The sequence below is a fragment of the Burkholderia sp. Bp9031 genome (assembly GCF_003857965.1).
Classification (GTDB): domain Bacteria; phylum Pseudomonadota; class Gammaproteobacteria; order Burkholderiales; family Burkholderiaceae; genus Burkholderia; species Burkholderia ambifaria_A.
Genome location: NZ_QTPW01000014.1, coordinates 24,902 through 48,565, shown reverse-complemented (window position 1 = coordinate 48,565; position 23,664 = coordinate 24,902). Strand labels below are relative to the sequence as shown.

At 60.3% G+C, this 23,664-nt stretch carries 21 protein-coding genes and 1 other RNA gene; 5 read left to right on the top strand and 17 right to left on the bottom strand.

What is annotated here, in order from left to right; genetic code table 11:
* Positions 1–158: 158 nt before the first annotated feature.
* The 4 genes from DIE15_RS19335 to DIE15_RS19320 form a co-directional block, all read right to left on the bottom strand.
* The gene (locus tag DIE15_RS19335; RefSeq protein WP_124834093.1) at positions 159–2,456 is read right to left on the bottom strand and encodes a hypothetical protein; all 2,298 of its coding nucleotides are present in this window, start codon (positions 2,454–2,456) and stop codon (positions 159–161) included.
* A gap of 11 nt (positions 2,457–2,467) precedes the next feature.
* Entirely contained in the window at positions 2,468–2,953 is a 486-nt protein-coding gene (locus DIE15_RS19330; protein ID WP_124834092.1) for a hypothetical protein, read from the bottom strand.
* A 333-nt stretch (positions 2,954–3,286) separates the two neighbouring features.
* Complete coding sequence (locus DIE15_RS19325; protein ID WP_124834091.1) at positions 3,287–3,886, bottom strand: helix-turn-helix domain-containing protein; 600 nt, start codon at positions 3,884–3,886, stop codon at positions 3,287–3,289.
* A 194-nt stretch (positions 3,887–4,080) separates the two neighbouring features.
* The gene (locus DIE15_RS19320) at positions 4,081–4,821 is read right to left on the bottom strand and encodes a hypothetical protein (RefSeq protein WP_124834090.1); all 741 of its coding nucleotides are present in this window, start codon (positions 4,819–4,821) and stop codon (positions 4,081–4,083) included.
* A 224-nt stretch (positions 4,822–5,045) separates the two neighbouring features.
* Here DIE15_RS19320 and DIE15_RS19315 point away from each other — a divergent pair, with 224 nt between their 5' ends.
* Both DIE15_RS19315 and DIE15_RS19310 read left to right on the top strand, forming a co-directional pair.
* A complete protein-coding gene (locus DIE15_RS19315) occupies positions 5,046–5,312 on the top strand; it encodes a hypothetical protein (RefSeq protein WP_124834089.1) in 267 nt (88 codons plus the stop codon).
* Between the two features lie 310 nt (positions 5,313–5,622).
* Positions 5,623–6,552 carry a hypothetical protein gene (locus DIE15_RS19310; RefSeq protein ID WP_124834088.1) on the top strand — a complete coding sequence of 310 codons (930 nt, stop codon included), beginning with the start codon at positions 5,623–5,625 and terminating at the stop codon, positions 6,550–6,552.
* A 7-nt stretch (positions 6,553–6,559) separates the two neighbouring features.
* Here the strand turns inward: DIE15_RS19310 and DIE15_RS19305 are convergent, their stop codons facing one another.
* The 8 genes from DIE15_RS19305 to DIE15_RS19260 form a co-directional block, all read right to left on the bottom strand.
* Entirely contained in the window at positions 6,560–8,122 is a 1,563-nt protein-coding gene (locus DIE15_RS19305) for a hypothetical protein (protein ID WP_124834087.1), read from the bottom strand.
* Positions 8,119–9,231, bottom strand: coding sequence for a terminase small subunit (locus DIE15_RS19300; protein ID WP_124834086.1), 1,113 nt, complete (start codon positions 9,229–9,231; stop codon positions 8,119–8,121). The genes DIE15_RS19305 and DIE15_RS19300 overlap by 4 nt, the downstream gene beginning before the upstream one ends.
* Before the next feature lie 165 nt (positions 9,232–9,396).
* Positions 9,397–10,302, bottom strand: a complete 906-nt coding sequence (locus DIE15_RS19295) for a hypothetical protein (RefSeq protein WP_124834085.1) — start codon at positions 10,300–10,302, stop codon at positions 9,397–9,399.
* A gap of 1,635 nt (positions 10,303–11,937) precedes the next feature.
* Positions 11,938–13,593, bottom strand: a complete 1,656-nt coding sequence (locus tag DIE15_RS19290) for a YfjI family protein (RefSeq protein ID WP_185734505.1) — start codon at positions 13,591–13,593, stop codon at positions 11,938–11,940.
* Between the two features lie 240 nt (positions 13,594–13,833).
* Positions 13,834–14,244 carry a hypothetical protein gene (locus tag DIE15_RS19285; RefSeq protein ID WP_124834083.1) on the bottom strand — a complete coding sequence of 137 codons (411 nt, stop codon included), beginning with the start codon at positions 14,242–14,244 and terminating at the stop codon, positions 13,834–13,836.
* Positions 14,237–14,578: a hypothetical protein gene (locus DIE15_RS19280; protein ID WP_124834082.1), complete on the bottom strand. Its 342-nt coding sequence runs from the start codon at positions 14,576–14,578 to the stop codon at positions 14,237–14,239. The genes DIE15_RS19285 and DIE15_RS19280 overlap by 8 nt, the downstream gene beginning before the upstream one ends.
* Positions 14,579–15,291: 713 nt before the next feature.
* The gene (locus DIE15_RS19265) at positions 15,292–15,516 is read right to left on the bottom strand and encodes a transcriptional coactivator p15/PC4 family protein (RefSeq protein ID WP_124834155.1); all 225 of its coding nucleotides are present in this window, start codon (positions 15,514–15,516) and stop codon (positions 15,292–15,294) included.
* An 85-nt stretch (positions 15,517–15,601) separates the two neighbouring features.
* On the bottom strand, positions 15,602–15,844 hold the full coding sequence (locus tag DIE15_RS19260; protein ID WP_124834081.1) for an AlpA family transcriptional regulator: 243 nt from the start codon (positions 15,842–15,844) through the stop codon (positions 15,602–15,604).
* Positions 15,845–16,256: 412 nt separating this feature from the next.
* Between DIE15_RS19260 and DIE15_RS19255 the strand changes: the two genes are divergently transcribed.
* The 3 genes from DIE15_RS19255 (at position 16,257) to DIE15_RS19245 (ending at position 19,094) form a co-directional block, all read left to right on the top strand.
* Positions 16,257–17,198, top strand: a complete 942-nt coding sequence (locus DIE15_RS19255; protein ID WP_124834080.1) for a lysozyme inhibitor LprI family protein — start codon at positions 16,257–16,259, stop codon at positions 17,196–17,198.
* Between the two features lie 187 nt (positions 17,199–17,385).
* Complete coding sequence (locus DIE15_RS19250; protein WP_124834079.1) at positions 17,386–17,958, top strand: hypothetical protein; 573 nt, start codon at positions 17,386–17,388, stop codon at positions 17,956–17,958.
* 416 nt (positions 17,959–18,374) lie between these two features.
* Positions 18,375–19,094 (top strand): DUF3800 domain-containing protein, encoded by a 720-nt coding sequence (locus tag DIE15_RS19245; RefSeq protein ID WP_124834078.1) that lies wholly within the window; start codon positions 18,375–18,377, stop codon positions 19,092–19,094.
* A gap of 2 nt (positions 19,095–19,096) precedes the next feature.
* On the opposite strand, the gene DIE15_RS19240 is transcribed toward DIE15_RS19245, so the two are convergent.
* The 5 genes from DIE15_RS19240 to ompA all read right to left on the bottom strand — a co-directional run bounded on the left by DIE15_RS19240 (position 19,097) and on the right by ompA (position 23,143).
* Positions 19,097–20,341: a phage integrase central domain-containing protein gene (locus DIE15_RS19240; RefSeq protein WP_124834077.1), complete on the bottom strand. Its 1,245-nt coding sequence runs from the start codon at positions 20,339–20,341 to the stop codon at positions 19,097–19,099.
* 163 nt (positions 20,342–20,504) lie between these two features.
* Positions 20,505–20,874: a transfer-messenger RNA gene (ssrA, locus tag DIE15_RS19235) on the bottom strand.
* Positions 20,875–20,891: 17 nt separating this feature from the next.
* Positions 20,892–21,608, bottom strand: coding sequence for a phosphoglycolate phosphatase (gph, locus tag DIE15_RS19230; RefSeq protein ID WP_057928121.1), 717 nt, complete (start codon positions 21,606–21,608; stop codon positions 20,892–20,894).
* Between the two features lie 13 nt (positions 21,609–21,621).
* Positions 21,622–22,320: a bifunctional 2-polyprenyl-6-hydroxyphenol methylase/3-demethylubiquinol 3-O-methyltransferase UbiG gene (ubiG, locus tag DIE15_RS19225; RefSeq protein WP_057928120.1), complete on the bottom strand. Its 699-nt coding sequence runs from the start codon at positions 22,318–22,320 to the stop codon at positions 21,622–21,624.
* Positions 22,321–22,474: 154 nt separating this feature from the next.
* The gene (gene ompA / locus DIE15_RS19220) at positions 22,475–23,143 is read right to left on the bottom strand and encodes an outer membrane protein OmpA (protein ID WP_057928119.1); all 669 of its coding nucleotides are present in this window, start codon (positions 23,141–23,143) and stop codon (positions 22,475–22,477) included.
* Between the last annotated feature and the right edge of the window lie 521 nt (positions 23,144–23,664).

The window sequence follows — 23,664 nt, the reverse complement described above, 5'->3', positions numbered from 1 at the left end:
CTAGCCGAGACCTGCAGCGATCACTGCGGCCAATTGCGCAATGCGAAGGCGGGGACAAGGGGCGGCGATTTACTGCATCCTGCGCCTCGTGCGCGACGGACATGAAAAAGCCGCCCGAAGGCGGCTGGCGTGGACGCGGACTCAACGAGACCAACGCATCAGGCGTTCCCCCATTCAAGATAAGACAACATCGGATTTTGAGCAGATCCGCGCGCAACCATGCCGGCGTACTTTTGGGTCAATAGGCCTGTACTGGTGATGTCGATCGAGCCACCCAGCGCCACACCGTTGACGTAGAAGCAGACCTTCGAGCCCTGTGCGACGAACACGACATCGTCGCCAACGCTCGGCACCTGGCTAGAGCCACCAATCGACGTGAGCACGCCGGCGACGCATTTGTAGACCTGATACCCGGAGCCCGACGACCAGCGAAGGCCGATCCAGTTGCTTTGGTCGATGACGCGGACCGCCAGCGGAAATGCGCTCCCGGTCGCCGGGATGCCGGCCACCGTTGCCCGCGCATAGTGGTTCGCGCTCGACAGCGGAATGGCATAGGCTGTTTGCGTCGTGCCGAGGAAGGCGCACTTGTTCGAACGAACGCCGATGGAATTCGCGGTGCCGAACACGATGTATGGCGATGTCCCGTCGAGGTACGAGTCAGCCCGATTGAAGCTATCGCTCCCAGACGGGATGGGCTGAGCAACCCTCGAGTGGAGGTCTTTGCCGGTCGCTGCCTGCCAGGCGGCAAGCGTCGAATAAAGCGTGCCGTTCAGCTGGAACTGAGTGCCGTACGGATAGACGTTGTTGTCGATCGCGCCCAGCGTGATCGTGCCGCCGCTGAAGCCGAGGTTGTACAGACGCGGGGCCGGGTTGCCCACCGCCGGCAGAACAGTCAACCCTTGCACTGAGACCGATCCGTTGGCGACGCGGATGAAATCGTAGATCGTGTTCGCCGCGGGGATCGTTACCGTGTCGCCGTTGATCGACAGGTTGAACTTGCACGTCGTGACGTCGGAGCGGTATGCGGCAACGATGGAGCCGTATCCGAGCAGCGGTACCGTGAAAGCGTTCCCCACCGACGAAAAGGACGCATCAGCCACGTTCCCCGGATTGAACGTCACGAGGTTGTAGCACGTCCCTCCGGGTTGGCTGTTTTGCACCGTCATCGCCCCGCCGGCCAGACTCACCAGCGTATTGACGTTGGTGAAGGTCGTGCCCGTCATCGATGCATTGACCGATTTCGCGGTGACACCCTGCAGCATGTTCAGGAACGTCTCATTCACGTGAGTCACCGTTCCGAACAGATCGGCAGTGGTCTGTCCATGGTAGTCGATACCCGTGAAGCCTCGCCCCCATGTCCCGTCGTACAGGTTGTTCTGCGTGGAAACGGTCATGCCGGCAACGCTCGCCGCGAAGACGACACAGCCGTTGGCTGAAATTCCCTCGAGATCGTCAAAGCCGCTGATGAACTGAGCGTTCGAGAAGCTGACGTTCGGCCCGAAGAGTGCACCGTGACGGCTCCCACCGATGGCCTGGAAGTTGCGCACGGTGCAGCCCGGGCCCATCGAGAAATTGCCGTCCTGGTGGCCGGAGCGCTCCGCCGTGATGCCATCCAGCGTATGGCCGCTTCCAGGCAGGAAGAAGCCATACAGGCGCGCTGAATACGACACCGTGCGGCCGTTTGACGCCGGATTTGATCCATCCGATAGCTGGACGTATAGAGTCGCACTCGTCCCCTGCCAGTTGCTCATATATGCAGAGCCCGGCGTAGCGGCAACGTTGGCGACGCTCGTCGTTTGAATGAGAGCGCTGTTGCTGTTGCTATCCCATACGTTGCCGGACATCTTGATGTTTCCGGGCAGCGCGACCGTGCACTGATACACGTTCGTCTGGCCAGACGTGAGCGACCAGGCACTTGTCGGGATGGCATCGGAGCTATCGAATATCACTGGCCCGGCACTTGCGTTGCCGAACCCAACGAGGCTTAGATTGTTCTCGGTCCGTGACAGCGTTTGTTTGAACACGGAGCCACGACGAATCCCGATCACGGATCCCGCGGGAATTGACGGTAGTGCATTCAGCGGCGCCACGGACGCCCACGGTTGCGACGGCGTTCCCGGATTTGAGTCTGATCCGGCTGTCGGGTCGATGACGTAATTGAACGAAAGCGCGAGTGTGACCTGCACAACGGTGCGATACGTGGGTTTCATCGACACGCCGATCGTATGCACACCATTACCAACCAAGGGGCCGACGAGTGACGAGCCTGCGCCGTTCGCATCGGCGGTTGTCGACCCTGCAGGTACCCCGTCGATATCGAAGGCGACTTGGCAGCCGGCGACGCTCCCATTTTTGGAGAAGACTTGATAGCTGATCGACGGACTATCCGTTTCGGTGAGTGGAGCGCTCGGCGCCACCACCAAAACGCTCGAATCAGGATTGCGCGGAATAGGCATATCTCTCCCCCTCAGGCGTAATAGCTAACGTTGGCGATTGCGCCAGTCGTTGCGGCAATCAATTTGACCGCCGACAAGCTGCCGTTGTAATCGACGCCTCCGCCAGCATTGATCAGCATTCCAACCGTTGCTGTGGGCGCGGTGCCATCGTCGCGATAGCGAATCGATCCGGCCTCGGCTTGAATCGATGCAATGCGTGCGCCGGGGGGCGGCGTCAATGATCCGACGGACGTCAGGTTGGTCAACTGTTGATACCCGAGCGGCGTGAGAGCTCCTGCAACTGTTTGAGCCTGGAAGTCAGCTGCGTTCCCGTTCTTCACCGGAATATGGTCCGGTGCGGTAGTGCCGTTGAGCGTGCACGAGAACGATCCAGACGTGATTGCCGAGAGGCGTGCGCGAACTTGCTTGTACGTGCCGATGTGGACGCCGTACACGCCGGCAGTCGTGAGCGGGCTCGTCGTTCCTTGCGAACCAGCCACCTTCGGGTAGACCTTCATCGTGGTCCACGTCGAACCATCCTGCGTCCCCTCGATTACGACAGAGGCCCCGACGGGTGCGCCGGATAGGCTGATACCTACACCTTGGAGACCGTCTGTCGCGATCACTACGGAGCCAGTGGTTGGATCTCCGACCGTCTGGAGTGTCCCGATTGCTGGAACGTTGAGAACCTGAACAGGAATTTTTCGCAGAGGCATCTATTGCTCCAATTAATTCATCATTAGAGGTCGAGATCAGGCTGAAGATCAGCCGGTTCGATATAAGGTATTGACTGTCGGGGGGGCGGGTCTGATGAACCGCACCGAGACGAGAAACCCCGGAGTAGCGCATTGCTACGGGTCTGCGGAGTCGACAATTGGCGGCATCTGGCGGTCTATCCTCGTCATGAAATTGCGTGCATCGACGACCAGCTCACCCAGGCGACGCACTTCCTCTTCAACTTCACGACGAGCGCGTGCAGCTCTTTTCGGATCGCCGGCTTCCGCGATGTCGTGAGCGTCGACCAGTCGAGCTGCGTGCCAAACCATCAACCTGAGAAGCGGCGAACTTTGGGTCTCTAGTTCGGCGCGTTGACGAAGCCAGGCGATCAGCTCGCGCACATCGCCCTGAAAATCCGGCTCGACCATTTCCCAGATCCGGTGATGCAGGTCCCGTTCTGGCTCGTCGGACAGGCCGAGCAAGTAGTCGGTGGTCGTGTTGTAAGCCAACGCAGCTCTAACGAGCAGCCCACGGGGCATATTCGCTTGGCCCAGCTCGATCTTGCAGAGGGCTGTCGAATTCTTGTATCCCAAGAGCTTCGCCGCGTCTTGTTGCTGGAGTTGGTGTCGGAGGCGGGCTGCAACCAGCCGTTCGCGCAATATTGGCGACACGCGAGGATCGTCGCCCGCAGGCCCGGGCGATTGAGGTCTACCGAGAGTGGGCTTGACGATCATTCTCGGGACGTCCGTCATCAGCGCGCGAGGTAAGGTCGTGCTGCTTTAGCCATCCTTCGAGCCTACAGCGTCGACGGATGGTGAATGGTGAGCACCGGAAGTCGTCAGCGATTTTCTTGACTGGTTCGCCTCGGCGACAATACCGGCGCCGGATGGCTTCCCATTCGGCGGGCGTGAGTCGGCGGCCTGCCATGTCAGTCTCTCGCGGGCGTCGTCAGGCGCAGCGATTTCACATCCACCGTCGGATCGATGACGCTGCGGAACCCATGCGGGCCAAGCCCTTGGGGAAGCGGTGCGCTGATCCGTGCCAAATGCGCGGCATAGGTCGTGAGCTCAAGGCCATCGAGCGCCGACCGATTGCGCCCCTGCGTGCTGAAAAATTCATGGAGGCGGGCAAGGCTCTTGTCAACGTCGCGAAGTTCGGCCTCCCATGCCGCAACGGTCGAATCGGACGGTTCTACGCGTGCGAGGGTCTCCGAATCGCGGATGCCTGCCTTTCGCAGCGCCTCCGTATGACTGATCCGTTTGTCATGCGCGCCGCCAATATCCGCGCGGAGCCTCGATGCTCGCGACGCCAACTGGTCCCGCAAGTCTTGAGCGGCGAAACCAGTCGCCGCCTTCTCGTTATCGAGATCCCGCTCAATCTGGCGCCAACGAGCAAGGGATTGTTCGGCGCCTGCCGACTGGTGATTGAGTTCTCGCAGGACTTCAGTAAGGCTATCGAGAACCGGCGTGCGTTGAAAATCGGAGTCGCGGATTGCTTCCTCGAGCAGATGAAGCGCAGCAACTCGGACATAGACTGCCAGCTTCTCACGGATCGCGATCAGTTTGCTGATCGTTTCGTGATCGTGGAGCTGGTCGTAAATGCGCTGCACCTGTTCCCGATCTGCATCGGGCTGGCTAGATTCGAAGGTCGGAAAGGGGGTGATGTTCATCGCGTGGAGTCCTCAGGTAACGACTCCATCGTGCCGGGTCGCTCGATGCGGTCCGTGCTCGCTTTTCCCGTTTTGCTCGTTTTGCCCCATTGACCGCGTGCACCAGCAGGTCCCCTCACCGCGACGTGTCAACGTATGGCTGAATGCGACTGCACTTGGCACTGGTCGTCGTTGATGAGATCCAGTACGCTCGATGCTCCCCGTCAACGAGACAGGAAAGCATCATGAGCGCCTCAGGCCTGCACCTCACCGGCGCAACCGTATCTGCAGATTCCAGCCTGCGGTTTTGTGCATACAAATTTGGTTGGGGATATGGCGCATTCACCATACCGGGTGCCATTGCTTGCAGCCAACTAAGCGCCGTTGACGCAACTCCGCAGCAGTTGCTGCTCGCCTTTGAACTCGACAAGGCGCGAATCTCGCTCGCCGTTGCTCGCCATGGGCCGGCAATGAGCGGCGAGCGCACTAACCTAGATTCGAGCGATTTTTAACTCGCACCAGTCCACACCTGTTGCTGCGCGGCCGTAGCCATCTCCCCCATACGGACGAAGGGCGCGAATCGGATTCGCATCCGTGCCGGGATATGGCGGACGCTCGTAGTGAGCACATACATAAGGTGCGGTGCGACATGTTTGTCAGAAGAATGGCCTCCGTTTTTTGACAAACATTTTCTGGACGATATCTGTCATCCACCTGACCGATCTCGATGGGGTTTCCCGATTGCACGGCGCCCGTACCGGATGTAGCCTATCGTCGGAAGTAAAACGAACAACGACAAATCCACACAGTACGGGACCAACAATGAATATCCATATTCAGAGGGGATGCGCGAAAGCATCGATTGCCATTACTGCAACGGCATTGGTGATTTTGTCGGGCTGTACGTCGTCCTTTATTGTCAAGCCGCAGGATCCGTCAAAGCCCAATGACACTCCACGATATTCGTCTACGGGCGCAAACGCCGCAGCCGACTTCGAAGCATCGAAGCTGTCGCCGCCCTCCGGTTATCAGCCCCTTGATCCAGCTCCCGTAACGGTCAAGCCTGTTGGGGGAAAGGCTGCGAAGCCAGAAGACATCCTAAATGCGCTACCCGATGAAACGATGCGCCTTGCCATTGGGCAAATCGACGTCAAGGGAAATGTCACTTACGGTCCCGTGAGCACGAGTATCGAGCACGGCAGATACATCGTCACAGTCGACTACATAAAGTCCAACACATATCCGCTATTCGTAAAAAAAAGTGACACTCATCCCGATGGGTCTTTCCGCGCCACATTTGTAGATAACGGAAAGGAAGCCGATCTCGCGGTGCCAGTGTATATCGGCGTTGGATTGCGCGTAACTGCCACGCTGAATACTACGAAAGGCGGGATCAACTTGGGTAACCTGATCGCGATCGCTGCTGCCGCGCAAGCTAGCGAATTGTCGGGAACGCTAGTCGTGCAGACGCTCGGCCTGACCGGAGAAAACATCTCTACCGCTCTACCAATTCCCTCCGACATTAGCCTCGCCTCGATTCAAAGCGCGATCCAGGCACTTGGCACGATGAAAGCGAAGCTTTACGACACGTCGAAAACACATGTTGAGCCGCGGGTGGTCGGTGTCTACAACAACATCGGCGGCAGCACGAACGACACCATCAACGGAATCATCTCAGGGGTTCTGGCGAAGCCACTGCCGCTTGATGTCCCAGTCGAACGATCAACCAAAGTCAAGGTTGCTGAGAAGTAGAGATTGTTCACGCATCCGCGAATGCGTCCTGCGCCTCTTTGCGCGCAGTTTCCAATGCGGCCGCGCCAGCATCGGCGATCGTAAGTCCATCGGCCGGCAGGTATTGCGCGCCCTCAAGAAAGGCCATGCAGATGGTGTCCCACAGGTCAGGCGACGGGATGCCATCTGCAGCCATGTCCTCTTTGCTCATGATCTTCCAGCGCGCGCGATCGTCAAACGTGAACGGGATCCGCGAGCCCTGGTCCAGCAGCTCCTTCGTGTTGACGCGCGCGAAGCTAATCCGGCCGTCCTTCACGGCCTCCGCGGCGTGCACCGAGCACTGGGCCCTCAGATTGTAGAAGCGCTCCTTGTTCCGCTTCTTGAAGCAGAACTTGCCCCAGTTCACGCCGACCACGTTCGCGACGCCGAGCTCCTCGAGGCGCTTGGCAAACTGGACGCCCTGGCCGCCGACGTCGACGAGCACCGTCACATTGGACAGCCGGTCAGCATAATCCTTGACCATCCGCGCGACCGGGCCCCAGTCGAGCGCATTGCTGAACACCGGCACGTCGATCACATCGATGTGCCGCGGATCGTTGTCCATCCGATCGCCGCTGCCCCACACGTGCATGTGCGTGCAAACGGTTTTGTCTCGAAACACGCCGGCCGCAACGTCAACCACCAACAGATGACCGTACTGCTCGCCCTCCGGGATGACGCGCGGGATATCCACGGCGCGCTCGATGACCGACCGGCCGAGGAGGTACTTGTCATTGTTCTCCGCGAACCGGCCCAGCACGCGGATCTGGAATTCCGGCGTGTCTCGGCCGCCGCACTCCTTCTCGCGATCCTTCAGCCACTTCAGGGTGACAAACGGCGAATTCTCTGACGAGAAGGTAAGCGCGACCCATGATCCGCCATTGTCGATGCTCAGCGAATGGTGCGAGTCATAGAACCGGCCGGCGTTGCGCACACCCTGCGACGCCATCAGCGTCCGGTTTCCTTCCTGCGTCTGCGTCCCGTCGATGACGTTGAAATGCTCGTCCGGGACGCCGGCCGCTTCGTCGATGATGATCAGCTGCCAGTATCGGTGCTTACCGGCGATCCCCACCGCCTTGCCCTGCTGCATCGCCACCTGCGCGATGAACCACTGATCCTCGAAGCCGTTCACGACGACGCGCGTCTTCGTGATGGTGAAGTACTGCGCGATCCACGCCAGCGGCCCGTTGCCGATCGCCAGCTTGACGTCCTGCAGCTCCTTCCAAACACCATCGGCCACCTGGCTTATCCGAGGTGCCCCAATGTACGTGTTCGAGCCGATCTCGAGCTTACCTTCATAGAAGGCGACCGGATGGCAGAGCATGTGCCACAGCGCGATGCGCCCGAAACCGGCAGTCTTGCCGGTACCGGTGCCCGACACAACTGACACCTTGGCGGTTGGGTCGACCAGGCTATTGAATAGCTGCTCCTGATCCTCGCTCGGCTCCATGCCGCAGACTTCCACGGCGAAGCGCAGCGGGTCGCTGTGGTAGCGCTCGACGAAGTCGTCGTAACGTGGATCTTCGAGGATGGTGGTCCGGCGGCGGCTCATTCGTCGCCGAGTTTATCGCGCTCCTGCATGACAGCAGCCGTGCGCGCGCGTGCCGATGCCATGGCCGCGCCGAATCGCTTCTCGAGTTCGATCGGGTCGAAGGCGGAGCCGCTCACCTCGACCTTTTCGATGAACATCTGATTGTGTCGTGCGATAGCATCTAGTGCGCCATCCTTGCTATGAATCTTAAGCTCGATACCATCGCGGCCGATCTTGACCCCACCGTACAGCGCGCGCGATGCCGGCGACAGCTTGCGTGTGTCCTTGAAGTGCGCGCGACCTATGCCCTCACCGAAACACTCCGGACAGTCTGGATTCGGATCGAGCGTGCCATTGAAGCCGACACCGCCCTGTTCGTCGAACTCGCCGATGTCGACCTTACTCTCTGTCGCCGCTAGAGTCGTGAGCCGCTCCTCATCGTGCTTCTTGCGCGCATCGTCCATCTCGGCGGGCGTGTAGTGATATCGAAAGTTTAGCCCGTAACAGTGCCGGCAACATTCGCGTCGGTACTCGCAGATGTCGTTCGGATCAGCGGTCGCGATGTCCCGCCAGGCGAGCAACACCATATCCGCATCGGTTTCGCAGCGCTCGGCGCGCTCCTTTATCTTGGCGGCAAAAAATGCTTTAACACAAGGGTTTCCAAGGAGGCGAGAACCCTCAGTAGAGGCGGTGGTCCTTTTCTCGGCGGCGAATGCACGCATGTAAGCCGCCGTCGCATTGAGATCGACCATGTATTCGAGCGCGAACAGGCGCTGTCTGTCGGTCAGCGCTTTAAGCAGGCGGTCGGATGGGAACTCTGCCGGTTGATCAACGGCTCGGCTCGAACCAGAGGAGGGCGCTTCGCAGGTGGCTCGGCCTTGATCCGGCTCGATGACTCGGTGCGCATCAACCGCCGCAGCACGCTTCGCCCATCCGTTACGTTTCGCATACGCGGCACACGCGCCCTTGGTGGGGGCGTCTGTTCCGTGCCGCTCGCTCGACAGTTTTGCCGCCTGCGCGAAGCTCATGGTGGCGTCGCCTTCCCATAGTTCGCGGATGGTCTTCCAAAGCTCAGTCGGATAACGCGCGGCCTTCGCTTCGTTTTTGGGAGGTGTTTGGGATTCGCTCATGCCGTATATGTTCGGCTATTGCGCGACGATGTCTGGGGTGGTTTTTCCGGCTCGTCATCATGCACTCGTACGCGCGGAACACATGTCGTTAGATGGTTTCAATTCAACACCGCAGCGTTGCGGCCTTGGGCTGTCGTCTGACCCTTGCCAAGGCCGCAATTCGCATCAGACCTGCGGTGTTGCGCTGTCCATTCGCACCCAGGCCCACCCATCTGCGATGCGTCGCGACTCGATTGGCGAACCGGCTCGTGCCATCTCGGCTTTCACCGCCTCGACTGAGCGCCAGCTGATGCCCTCCGCGCGAGCAAGGGCTTGCAGGTCTTTGACAGCACATGCAGGGGTGAGGACTTGGGTCAGCAGATCCCGCGCTCGCTCGCGCTTCGATGCGGCATGGTCGACAACCGGGCCATCGGATGCCGCGCGCGGCTGCATGGCGTCATCCATGAGAGACCGCAATCCGGCTGTTCCCCATCGGGCGGCGATGGTTGCGAAGCTGTCGGCCTCATCCTCGATCGTGATCGTTGGTTCGACCAGGCGCGCCGCCGTTTCCGCGATAGCAGCGCGGATGGATGAGGAGCCATTGGCATCGAGACGGGCGCAGACGATGAGCTGGCGGTCAGGGAACTGCGCACGAGCTCGGCGTATGGTCGCCGGCAGGTTGTCGGGAGTGAGGACGCACCATACGGGACTTCTCGTCGCCTCGCACAGCGCGGCGCCATCCTCCCATGTCACAGCGACGAAGAGCGCGCCGCCGTTGTCGCCATCGGCCGCGCCGAGAATCGGCGTATAGCACCCGGCCTTGCTGAGATCGCCCACGATCGATCGCCGGCCGTTCGGCTCGATGCGCTCGACCGCAGTCAACCCGTCGGAGCCAAAAATCGGCGCGACCAGGACGTCGCCGGCTTGGCGCAGACTGTGCGGCCGAATGCGTAGTGGGCGCAGGTGCGGATGCCCCGGGGCAGCCGGGTCGCTTTCACGCCAGATCCTATGCGCCTCCACGCGGGCTTCCTCGTGTGCGTCGGTTCCATTTGAGAATTTCAAGTCGACGTAGACGGGATGTTGATTGTTCATGCTGCACTTTCCTCCAGAAGCAGTCGCCGCATTTCGACCGCGCGAGACTGACCGCATTTGAGTCGTCGCCTGATTTCAGCGACGGTCGGTTTTAGGCTGCCGCTCTGGACCTCACGAGCAAGCGCGGTAACGTCAGATTCTGGCGCGGCTGGCGGCTCCTCGGCCGCGTCACGCTGAGCCGGGGGAGTAACGTATGGTGACGCCCTCGAATCGACGTCGCGACTTTCATCCGGCATGGGCGCGACTCCCTGCGAAGCCGCCCCGGACATGGGTCTTGCTCCCAATGCGACTGTCCATGAGAAGCACGCGACTGCCTCAAGCGTCGCGGCGAATAGCAGACTAAGTAGCATGTCGATCGACCCGGACCCGACGCCGAGTAGCATCGCCAAACGGCCCGATACTGGATCTGCACGCAGAGCGTCACGCGCCGCCGCATCTCGTTGTTGCTGCGCGGCGAGACGATCGTCGGCAGCTTCTCGCCGGCGTGCTTCCGCGATCTCGACGTCGAGCGCCTCGCGCCGTGCCTCGAGCGCTGTGCGCGCAGCGAGGTCAGTTGTGCGTGCCAGACGCCCGATGACCGCCGCCCGGTCCGCGGCGACGGTGGCAAGCGGCCGGCCCTCACTCCCTCGCGATAGGGGAGTGAACGACACGTTCACCCTCGCTGCTCGCAATTCGCCAGCATGACGCGCCGCCGCCAAAAAGAACTGGCAGTGACCCAAACAAACAGCGAGCGCACATCCGATCCAGAGCGCACCACCGACTAGCCGCGCTGGCACCGCCGCGTCCTTAATGAGCACGGGCAGCAAATGGCAGGAGAGCGTCAGGAGTGCCCCGATGGCGATCCATATCACCCGTTCCTCCAGCTGGCCGCTGCGTTGCCAACCTGCGCAGATAGCAACGGCTACGCCGGTAGCCGAACCCGCGAGAGCCAGACACGTGGCGATCCTTCGTACGCTCATCGATACCCCCGGCGACTAAGGTCTGCGTTAGCTCGCCACGCTCGCCGGGCTGCGACTTCCCGTGCTTCCGCCTCGGCTCGCGCCGCTACGAGCCGCTCACCGAAGTGCGAGCGGTTTGGCAACAAGTCGCTAAGCGGCCCGCGGATCGCACGTGCCACCACGTCATCCAGATGCGTCCGTGGCCAGTACTCGATCCCGGCCAGCTCCTCAATCGCGCTGACAAGCTCGGCCAGCGTCCGTCTCACATCGTCCAGTGACAGGCGCGGCCCCCATGGCAGGTACAACGCGCCATCCGTGCTACGGAGCGCACCGACACAATCGCCAGGAATTACCTGCCAGTCGTTCGCAGCGCATTGATTTGTTGATACTCGGTCACGTGTGATACTGCCAAAACTGCCGAAAGTCGGGTCTTTGGGTTTGGGCGGTTTTGGCAGTTCGCCACCTGAGCGCTTTTCAGATTTCTTGAGCAAATCGAGATACCTATTCATTTGACCTACTCCACACGGTTGAATGAACAATCCGGACGCGTTGCCACTGGGCTCGCGAACACTCCATTTCTTGAGAACCAGCGACTGGGGGCGCTGCCAAAACTGCCGAAAGTGCATCTCATTGGTTTCGGCAGTTTTGGCAGTGGGGCCGGCTGGCACTGGTTGAGTTGGGGGCACTGAGGCGGGGATCATTTCGCCAATTCCGGATTGATGGCGTACCGTGCTTCGCGTGGGCGTCCCTTGTCGCTGCCGCCCACATCCTGGACTTCCGCCAAATAGCCGTGCTCGATCAGCAGCGAGACAGCTTCATCTGCATGTTCTCGCTCAGCGAGGAGCGACCAACCTGGGCGGTAGATCGTCTTGAGCGGAAATGGCGTGCTCGGCAGCTTGCCGTCGCGAATCTTCCGCAACAGGGCGTGAGCGCGATCGAGGGGCGTTGTCATACTTGCCCCGTATGCCCGAAGCGCGTGTGACCGTAGGTACTCGCTCCAGGCCAGCGCACGCACCATTGCGTCGGAACCGACGGATCCGGTACCACCGTCAGAAAGGTGCGATATCAGCGCGAGACTCGGGACCAGCTTCCGATACTTCGCGAAGTGCGATTCGATTGCCGGATGCAGCTCGCCAGAACGTAAGCCCGACTCCCAATCGCGTCGCCACTCTCGGAACAGCGACAGCGCCGCGTCATTCAAGCGAAGGAATGGCGGTGTGCCTTCCTCTGGGTTCCCGGTATGATCCCGCACGACTTCCGCGCCCCAATCGGTCACGGGGTCGGCCTCGGCCAAACAACGGAACACTTCAAACGCTGCGTTCTTCTTTGTTGCGTCCGGCCATTGGTCCACATCGGTCCATTCCGGTGAGACGTTCGGCCATACCAGCAAGCCAAACCGTTGGATAAGGCCATCGTTTCCGGCCCCATCAGCGATTGCCTCACGCAGGTACTCGGCAATGCGTCCGGGCTGCGTGCCCCCGATCACCGAGAGGCATACGGCTTCCGCGCGGTTATTGCGACCTCGCCCGATTCTGTCGACGGTATAGCTATCGCCGCCATTCCAGCCCGTCAGATAGAACCCGCGCGCCTGCTCTTGGCCGTCCCGATCGAGACTCTTTATAAGGCTTACAAGCTCATCCCGAAAGATGCCGACGCCTTGTGGATTCTCCGCGCAGATATCGAGAAGCGCCTCGACCGTCGCATCGTTGACCAGATAGCGGCGCAAAATCGGCTCAACTGGCGAGTCGAACTCGAATTGCTCAACCGACGCGCTTGGGTTCTTCGCGAGTGTCTTCTTCGTCTGCTTCTCAGCGGCATCTATACGTAACTCGTACGTCGATTTGTCGCGCTCGTAGCCTTCCATCGCAAAATCATGATCTTTGTTAGCGTCGACTTGAAGACGTTTCAACGGGGCGAGCGCTGCCGACATGCTGGGCGATTTCATGACGGCCGGCCGTCCGACGATGCAGACCCACTGATTCGCGTACTCCGTCCAGTCGTCGAATTCCTTCGGGCGAATACCTACGCGCCGCCCAATTACGGTCCCAAGCGCGCCCAAGATCGTCGCGCCTACAAAGTCAGGCGGGCACTGCATCCGGTTGGCAATATCCTCGGCCCAAGGTCTGAGCGATTCGGGCAGGAGACACATATCAAACGGTTGAACTGGTGCCAGTACCGACGACGGCAGCGGCCTGATGGGGCGCCACGCAGCGTCTTCGCGCGTTGGCTCAGCACCCGCGCGAGAAATGGCGCCGTCTGTTGTTTGCAAAAACTGCGCGCGAGCCCTTGCAATTTCATTGCGCTCGACGAGAGCATCGAAATCGATTTCGTCCAAACTCTCTACGCTGCTCATAGACCCCCTCGTGCCGCTTGCCGTACTACCCACTCGCGCGCGCTGGCGATAACGAGCTCGCGGACCCATTGTGCGTGCTCGTTCCACTGCTGTTCGTTCATGCAACGCCGGCAGCGCATCAACTCGCGATCGACCATCTGTTGAACGCGTGTTTTCAGCATTTCGCCGGATGAGCGGGCGTGAGACGGCCCTCCCGGCCGCCCGTGCGGCAGGTCAATGTTTCTCTGCATGGAATCCCCTCTATGCCGCGGCCCGATCGGCATCCTGCCGTGAGTAGTCCTGATTGGCGGCGGCGCTAAAAGTGCGACGTTCAGACTGAGCCACGTAAAGCCGTTCTAGCTCGCATGTAAGCGAGTCAACGGCGCGCTCCAGAAGCGTGTGCGAGAGAGGCAGCAGCCGGTCTAAGTCGCTCGAGACTGCGCAAATATCAGCCATCACGCTCAAGCCGGAGAGAGCGTCGGCCGCGTCTGCAACATCCGCGCCGCCCGCTTGCTCAAGAATTGCACGGACGGCAGGTAGCGCCGCGCGGCAGGCCGAGAAGAAGGCTTCGATGCGCTCGCCGTCACTGGCGTGCTCGAGAGTGACTTGCAAGCCGTCGAGGATCGACGCGGCCGATTCGAGGCTGAACCGCGAGTTGATCGGATTACGCATGGCGAACCTCCGTTGCTTTCGTGATGGCAGCGCGCAGCTTCGCGAGCGCGATGGCTTCGGGGTCGAACGTATTGTCAGCACGCCAGCCCATGCGGGCAAGCACACGCTCGGCAGCTACTGCAGCATCGAACAGATCGGGCGAAGCGGCGATGAGCACCTGGTTCGCTGCGCTCTCAGCGCTGGTCTGGTTTTGATCCGAGCCGAGGTAGCCCCAGCCGAGCCATTCAGCCTCGAGGATCGTATGGACGGCCGATACGTCCGGCTCGGCGACTGCCGGGCGAAGGCAATAGTTATCCCACACCCACGGGCCAGGAGTGTGCCTGAGCTCAACCATGACGCACCTCCGCACGAGCGATTTCGGCAAGGCGGCGAAGGGCATCGCCGCACACGTCGAGTGCCGCGCGCTCGGTCGGTGCGAGCGCTGCATCACGGAGTGCCTCACGGGCGATTGAGGTGAGGGTGTTCGGGAACTGCGTTTGCTCGGGACGAGCAGGGGCGTTAGCGCGCATTTTGCGGCCTCCACGGACAGGTTGAATAACCCGGCCGCCGACGCCAATCGGGGTGGCCGGGCACAAGACAAGGTTGGCGTACCGGCGTCCGTGGGAACCGGCGTGCGCAAGCGCACCCTCACCAAGGCCCGACCATAGAAGACGGGGCATTGTGTACGGACGTAAAAAAACCGCGCAGTGGCGGTCGTCCGCCACGAACTATTCGAGACGCCAATCTCGGCGGCTGTTGTCTCAGCCACAGGAAAAGTATACGCGCCGGGGTTTACGGGTTGCAAGGCCTTTCTGTGATGGCACATCAGTGTCGCTCCTGAACTGGCGCGCTCTTGCCTGAGCGTCGAGCCGGTTTGGTTGTGTTGCTGGCGACAGTCATTGGACACTATGAACCGATATCCCAGAAATGAAACGTGAACGCGCGTCGATTGCGCAGGCGAGATCGCAACGCCGAATCCGCTCTTAAGCATGTCAGCCACAAAGCGCGCGTATGGCGAAGTGCCCCACAACACCCCGAATCGGGGTATCCCTTCGGTGATGAGTTGCATCAGTTCATTCCCCGCGGATCGGCAGCGCGAGCTGCCAGGTGCAACGCCTGTATGACTTCGCCGATTTGGTTCGGCCGAATGCTCACACCGCTCCGCGACGGTTGATAGTCGCCTTTCGCATCCACGTACCAAACCCTGAAATCAATGAGCGGTCGGCCACGGTAGGTTCTGCGCATGATGCGCAGTCGCTCGCGCGGGCCTCGCTGCAAATCCAGTATTAGCATGCTGGATTGCTCAAGTTCGGTGGCACTGGACTGGTTGCGTTCGGCCGTCATTTCGTCACCTCGACTCGGTGTCGTCGCCATAGGCTTAGCCTTCCACGCGGTAATTTGCAGGATCTTGGATCCAACGAAAAATTTCGCGATTCGGCCAGGCAACTGATCGCTGCGAGCCAAGATGCACGCGACGCGGGAATCGGCCTTCCAGTTCACGCTTTCGCACGGTCTCGCGACTCAACGGTACGAATGGCCGTAAATCGTTCCAGCGGGAAAATCCATCTCGTGGCAAGACCTTTGGGACGTCATTCCCAGCCACGGCAGTCTTCATCGGCATGTGCGAATTCCTCTCATTTCGTCGCTCGTTCATTGGCAGAGGTTTGGCGAACGTAGCGAACGGGTGCATCTTGCCACAAGGCGGGAGCATCTAAGTGTATGATTCAGAAGGGTATTTATCCATGCGCTCATAAATCAAAAATGTGAGTCCTTAGAAATCAGTGACTTACAATCGGTGAAAATATTTTTAAGAAAATGACACGATAAAGTCCGTTTCGCCTTTTCTGGTTGTGGTAGTGGCGTGCGCGAATTGGGGCTTTCTACGTCGCTTATCGCGGGTCAATGACAATGCCTATCCGCACTACCGACGCAGACCCTTGGGTATGATTGCGACATGCCAGCGGCTAGGTTTCAGAGGAGCTGGGTAGCGGGGTTTTATTAGAAAAATTCAATTTCCAAACGTAGAGAGACCAATGAAGAAAATCGTTCTCGCGGCAAGCATTGCCGCAATCGCTGTGGCCTTCCTTTCTGGCTGCGACAAGGGCTCCGGAGGGGCGGTAGCGAGCTCAAATCCGTCGGCGCCTCAAGGTAGTTCCGCCCCAACTGTTTCACCAACTTCGACTGCGCCGGCAGCGCAAACGGTTCCTGCTCCTCCGAGGCACAACTATGCGCTCAACCAAGATGGGACCTATGGGTATGAGCCTGCGTTGAGTGAGGATGACATTCGGAGTGGCAAGGCCGTCAAATCCCTTGTGATGATGCGCTACGTAGGGCTTCGCAACGGAACGTACGTCCTGCTGGTTCTGAACGACGATAATCCGAACGTGACAAGCCGCATCACATGCCAGGCGCCGTGTAACTTCGCGAAATCAGAAGTCATGGCGGGTGACTCGGTGGTGAAAACGGAAACACTCCGAGTCGTGCCGAACTCGATGGTTGGCGCCATGGTGGAAGATGCGATGGCCGGCCAGTTGACTCCATACGGGCAGCAGGTGCCGACCATGCCGCAGTATTCGAACAATCAGGTGCCGGCTAATGTGCCATCGACTCCGCCGGCGCCGGATACCACACCGCAAGCTGCGCCCGTTCAAGCATCGTCATCGACATCGCCGTCTGGAGCCGGTGCGTTACAACAGACGAGCTTCGATTGCAGCAAGGCGAAGTCCATCCCCGAGTACCTCATTTGCCACGATGCAGACCTAGCCGCCTCGGATCGTGATCTTGCCGCCGTGTATCAGCAGGCGAAGGACGCGGTTGTGGACAAATCAGCGTTCGCCGAGCGGGCGCGCAAACAATGGAACTTCCGCGAGAAGAACTGCCATGACAAAGAGTGCCTTGTGTCTTGGTACGCGTACCAAAAGCGCGTCCTGACGAAGATCGCTCAAACTGGTGACGTTACAGCCCAAGACAATTGAGATCGGCGGTGGCGAGCAGCGATATTGGGGAGGGCTCGCCACTTCGATAGTATTCCTGAATCAAAATCAGGGAGGTTTGGCCATGCCATGCGATGACGGAATAGACACCTTGGAAGACGCGAAGCTGATAGCGGCTCGATTGAAGGCAAGTCTACCTTCCTCGGTTGACGCGAGGCTGCAGGGTGTCATGTACCAGTCTATTTTCTATGCGCTGGTGGCCCGTGAAGCGTTGCTGCATCGGGTAGTGGCGTTGGCAGACGATGCCTTCTTTCTCTTCGATGCTCAGCGCGCACTGAGTGCCGCGATTGTGACCCGCTCCATCTTGGAGACGATGGCGGTGCTCGGATACCTGCACGACGTCTTCGAAAAATTCGATGCGAGTGGCGACGAGAAGACGCTGTACAGCCGCGTGGCGAAGGTTGTGGTCGGCGCCCGGAACATGCCCGACGAATCGCCGCTGGCGGTGCATGTCCTAGACGCAATTCGACAAACGGAACGTCGGATGGTGGTGCCGGGCTTGATGTCGGTCTATGAGTCGCTGTGCGAATTCACGCATCCCAATTGGAGTGGGTTACTTGGCTTCTTTGGTGAGCATGAGAATGCTTATCGCGTTGTGCTGGGAGGGCCTCCACGTGCTGTTCCACCGGTGGATATACATTTGGCGATCGTTCTCAGTACTTTCGAAGCGCTGTACGACCCACTCGGCGACCTGATCCAACATGCATCTGAGGGCCTTGATCGCCAGCGCGCCGGAGCGTAGTGCGACGGAGCCCGCCACTGGATCCGCTTGGATATCGAGCAGAGCCAGCTTGATCGAGAGGGGCGTGATGATCTGTCGCCGGCCCGATCAAATGGCGGTGCGATCACCGCCACTACGCGCGCGTGCGCGCGAGAGGCTGATGAGTCGCCTATTGTCAGACCAGGAGGGAAAGTGGCTAGGAAAATCAGGGGCGTTCAACTGGTGCGCAAGCTGGGGCAAAAAGGGGAAAGCAGGGGGGAATTCCTTGAAAACCCGTGCAGGTAGCCGCATAATAGTCCCGTAGCGGTATCACGGTTTAAATACGCCTGGACCAGCCCTGCGACAAATCGATACCGTCAATCGTAAGCGTACTGTAAGTACGTCAGGCCCGGGTACCACCTCTTCTTAATAGCCTCCCTTGTGGAGGCTATTTTCATATGGCGAAAACAATATACTTGGACGAGAGCGGGTGCCTAGGCTGGAGTCTCGACCAACCATATGGCCGCGGGGGATCGAGTCGCTATTTCACGTTGGCCGCCGCCGTCATCCCGGATGACCAAGAAAAGGCGCTGAGTCGGGTGATACGGGGCCTGTACAAGAAAAGACGGCGGTCGACGGACAATGAATTGAAGTCCGTGGCGCTGTCGTCCGGCGAACGCGACCATTTTGCGACGCAACTTTCCGGGATCAAGCAGAACTATCCGGACATCACGTTTGCGACCATCACCGTTCGGAAAGAGCATGTCCAAGAGGGGTTCCGGCGCCATCCCAACGGCCTGTACAACTACATGGCGAAATTGCTTCTCCTCAAGCTGATGGCCCAGGAGCAAGCAGTGCATTTCATTCCAGATGCACGGACCATCAAGGTGGAGCTCAAGCATTCAATGCATGACTACCTGCGCACCGAACTGGCCGCATGTGGTTCGGGCGCGTTTTTACAAACGACCCCTTGGGAAAGCAAAGACTGTCTCCCGTTGCAATTTGTCGACATTCTGGCTGGCGTTGTGTGGGGGCACCATGAGTTCAAGAGTAGCCCGGCGTACAAAACGCTCAGTCCCCATGTGACGCAGAAAAGTTTGTTTTTCAATCCACCTCAACCAGAGCCAATATGGGTCGATTACGCGCCGTATCGGTGGTGGATCAACCCCCAAGGCTGACGTCAGCGGGTGTGTGATGTGGCGATCGAGACGATATCGGCCCCTGTCTTGAGCCGGTCGAGGTAGTCGGCCCACTGCTGCATCATTTCTCGACGCTGGGGTAGGTGGGCGGTGCGGTTGTATGCCCGCCCGAGCGGGTCTTTCACGGCGTGTGCGAGCTGTGCCTCGATGATTGCCGCAGGTAAGCCCAGCACCTCATCCAGGATCGTGCGGGCCATCGCGCGGAAGCCGTGACCGGTCATCGTGTCGCCGTCGTACCCTAGCCGGCGCAGCGCGCCATTGATCGTGTTGTCCGACATAGGGCGATCTTTTGTCCGGACGCTTGGGAACAGGAAACGGCCGTTTCCCGTCAGCGCATGTAACTCTCGCAGAACCGCAACTACCTGAGACGACAGCGGCACGATGTGGGCGCCTCCGGTGGCCTTGCCCTGTTTGGTCCGCTTCATTCGGTCGCTTGGAATCTCCCAGATACCTGCATCGAGATCGAGCTCGGCCCATTCGGCGGCGCGCAGTTCGCCAGGTCGTTGAAAGAGCAGCGGGGCGAGGCGAAGGGCGCATATCACCGGGAAGGTGCCTTGATAGCCGTCAATCGCGCGCAGCAGCTCGGCGACCTGCTTCGGGTCAGTGAGCGCGGCCATGTGTTCTTGCTGAACCGGTGGTAGCGCTCCTCGGAGGTCGGCGGTTACGTCGCGCGAGGTGCGACCTGTTGCCACGGCATACCGGCACACCTGGCTGATGTTGGCGTGGAGGCGGTGGGCCGTCTCGAGAGCGCCGCGTTTTTCCACTCGGCGCAGAGCATCGAGCACGTCTGGCGGCGCGAGGTCTGCGATGGGCTTGCCGCCGATCCATGGAAAGGCGTCGACCTCAAGCCGGCGCAAGATGCGATCGCCGTGGCTTTCAGACCAAGTGGGCGCGTATTTGGCGTGCCATTCGCGCGCCACGGCCTCGAACGAGTTTTCCGCGTTCAGGCGGACAGTCCGCTTCTCCGCTTTCTTCGCCTCGCTCGGATCGATGCCAGCAGCCAGCTTTTCCCGGGCCTCGTCTCGCTTCCGGCGCGCCGTTGCGAGCGTGACCTCGGGATACACACCGAGCGCCAGCAGCTTCTCTTTGCCGGCGGCGCGGTACTTGAGCCGCCAGTAGCGCTGCCCGGCCGGCGTGACGAGGAGAAACAGGCCGCCACCGTCGAACAGCTTGATGGGCTTCTCGGCCGGCTTCGTGTTGCGAATGGTCGTGTCGGTAAGCGGCATGGGGGTATCAGTGCGCGGGGGTATGTCGGATACCCCAAAAAATACCCCCAAATACCCCTAGCTGTCGATTGGTAAACTTTGGCGTAGCTGGAAACAAAAAACCCCGCAAAGCTAGGCTTGGCGGGGTTCTCTGGTCAAACGCTGGGGACGTTTGGCGGGTATTTGGTGGAGGCGGCGGGAATCGAACCCGCGTCCAGAAGCGCTCCACGACTAGTTCTACATGTTTAGTTCAGTCATTTGATTTAACCGCAGCGACGCGGACGAACACGCTGCACTACGGCGATTCGCTAGGTTTTCGACCCTGGCGTCGCGACGCCGACAGGGCTTAACTGACGTAAATGACCTCTGGCGGTATTGCTACCGGTCTTGCGACACTAGCCCGTCAGTGAACTAGGCAGAGGACGGCGGCCGTTAGGCTGCCAGTGCGAACGTATCGTCGTTTGCAGTTACGATTTTCCCATTGATTAACGAGGTGACGGGTCCTCGACATGCCCTAGCCGCTTCACAACCCCTGTCGAAACCAGGTCGCCCCCGCGGATAAGATCAATCATTATAGCCCAACATCGCGTAGCAGTTTGCGCAGTTCCTGCGTCGAGCCGACGAGATGCTGCGCTTGCCAGTCAGCCGGCGCGGCGCCGTCGCCGCAGTAGCCGTACGCGGCCGCGACTGTCGCCATGCCTGCCGCGCTGCCGGCTTGGATGTCGCGAAGATCGTCGCCGACATAGACGATTCGCTCCGGTGCGAGCGTCATTTGTCCGGCAGCATGCAGCAGCGGGGCCGGATGCGGTTTCGGATGCGGCGTTGTGTCGCCCCCGACGATGCAGGCCGCGCGTGGCGCAAGGCCGAGCAGGTCGGCAAGCGGTGTAGTGAGGCGCATCGCCTTGTTGGTGACGATGCCCCAGCGCACGCCGCGCGCATCGAGTTCGTCGAGTACGTCGCCGATGCCGGGGAACAGCACCGTGTGCACACAGATGTCCGTCGCATAATTGACGAGGAACTCGTCGCGCATCGCATCGTAGTCGGGCGATTGCGGGTCGATACCGAATGCGCCGCCGAGCAGTCCGCGCGCACCGGCCGATGCCAGCGGCCGCAGCACGTCGAGCGGCGTTTCGGGCAGGCCGCGTACGCGCTGCATCTTGTTGACGGCGGCGGCCAGATCGGGCGCGGTGTCTGCGAGCGTGCCGTCGAGATCGAACAATACGGCATCGCAGTGCAGCAGGCGCGGCTCGTCGAGCGCGGTTCGCTCGGTCGAAAGGGGAGTCGTCATGCCGGTCGGAAGGTCACACGCCGCGGCGGCACGCGACCAGATAGTTGATGTCGGTGTCGTTCGACAGCGCGAAGCGCTTGCCGATCGGGTGATAGGTAATGCCCTTGATCTCCACGATGTGCAGATCGGTCCCGCGCACGAAGCTCGCCAGTTCCGACGGGCGGATGAAGCGCGCGTAGTCGTGGGTGCCCTTCGGCAGCATCTGTGCGATGTACTCCGCGCCGATCACCGCGAACAGGTACGACTTCAGGTTGCGGTTCAGCGTCGAGAAGAACACCCAGCCGCCCGGCTTCACGAGCGTCGCGCACGCGGCGACGACACCGGCCGGCGACGGCACGTGCTCGAGCATCTCCATGCACGTGACGACGTCGTAGGTGCCCGGCTCGCGTTCGGCGATCGCTTCGGCGGCGATTGCCTCATAGTCGACCATGATGCCGCTTTCGAGGCTGTGCAGGTCGGCGACGCCGAGCGCTTCGGTCGACAGGTCGATGCCTTTCACCTGTGCGCCGAGCCCGGCCATCGATTCGGACAGGATGCCGCCGCCGCAGCCGACATCGAGCGCGCGCTTGCCGGCGAGGTGCGCATGCGAATCGATCCAGCCGAGCCGGACCGGGTTCAGGTCATGCAGAGGCTTGAATTCGGCGTTCGGGTCCCACCACCGATGGGCGAGGTCGCTGAATTTCTGGAGTTCGTGCGGATCGGCGTTGGTCATGTCGGCAAACGGGCTACAGGAGGAGGGCGGTACGACGGTGCGTCAGCCCCGAGTATATAAGATGCGGGCGAGCGGCGAAGTGACGGGGGCCTGGGCCGGCATCAAAGAAAAAGCCCCGCCGGAGCGGGGCTTTGAAGCAGTCGAAAACCGCGGCTTACTGCGCCGGAACGGTCGTCTTCTGGACTTCTTGCGTACCGACCACTTCGACTTCCACGCGGCGGTCCGGTGCGAGGCAGGCGATCAGTTGCTTGCGGTTCTTCTGGTTGCAGCCGGTCGTGACCGGGTTGCGCTTGCCCTTGCCTTCCGTGTAGATCTTGTTGGCCGGGACACCCTTGCTGACCAGGTACGACTTGACTGCTTGCGCACGGCGCAGCGACAGACGGTCGTTGTACTTGTCCGAACCGATGCGGTCCGTGTAGCCCGTAGCGACGACCACTTCCGTGTTCATGCCTTCGATCTTCGCTGCCAGCTCGTCCAGCTTCTGCTTGCCGAGCGGCTTGAGCGTTGCCTTGTCGAAGTCGAACAGTGCGTCGGCCTGGTACGTGATCTTCTGGCTCGTGATGGCCGGAGCGACCGGAGCGACCGGCGGCTGCGGTGCCTGGGCGACCAGTGCGCCATCGCATTTCGCGTTGGCGGTGGCCGGCGTCCAGAACGCGTCACGCCAGCAGAGCTCGTTCGTGCCGTTCATCCACACCCATTCGCCCGTGCCGTTCACCCAGTTGTCGTTGACGGCTTGACGCGACGCCGGCACCGACTGTGCCGAAGCGGATGCAGCCATAACTGCGGTAGCTGCAATGAACGCGAGCTTTGAAAGTTTATTCATATTTCTCCTCTCGAAATTGAGATTACCGCAGGTTTACTGCGAGCTTGTTGACGGTGACAAGTCATACATTGCTCGAAGTATAACATTGGTGCGGCACAAAAAACGCGGCACCGCTCTGTGTAGACTTCGAGCAGCGTCTAACTTTCAGTGCGTTGGCATTTTGCCATATCGTTCCCTTCCTACGAAAAAAAATCCTCCCCACCCCAAGATCGCTCCAACTTTGTGGTGCATGCGCAACACCGGCCTGCCGCAACTTTTAGAGATTGTCAAGGGTGTGTCCGCGAAATTGCGCGAAAGGCCGCGAGTGTTTACTGGTGGACGTGACACGGATTCGCTGGGCCTGAGCCCAAGAAGGGGCGCGATCGTGGTCGGTTCTGGGTGCCGCCGCCGTGGCCACGATTTTTGCTGTTTACATATAGAGGGGGTGGCGAATTGGCGGCCGATGGGCGCATGTTAGAATCTCGCGTTGCGTTGCGCATGCAGCGCCCACGCGAAAGGCGTTCGCCGTCTTCGCTCCGAAA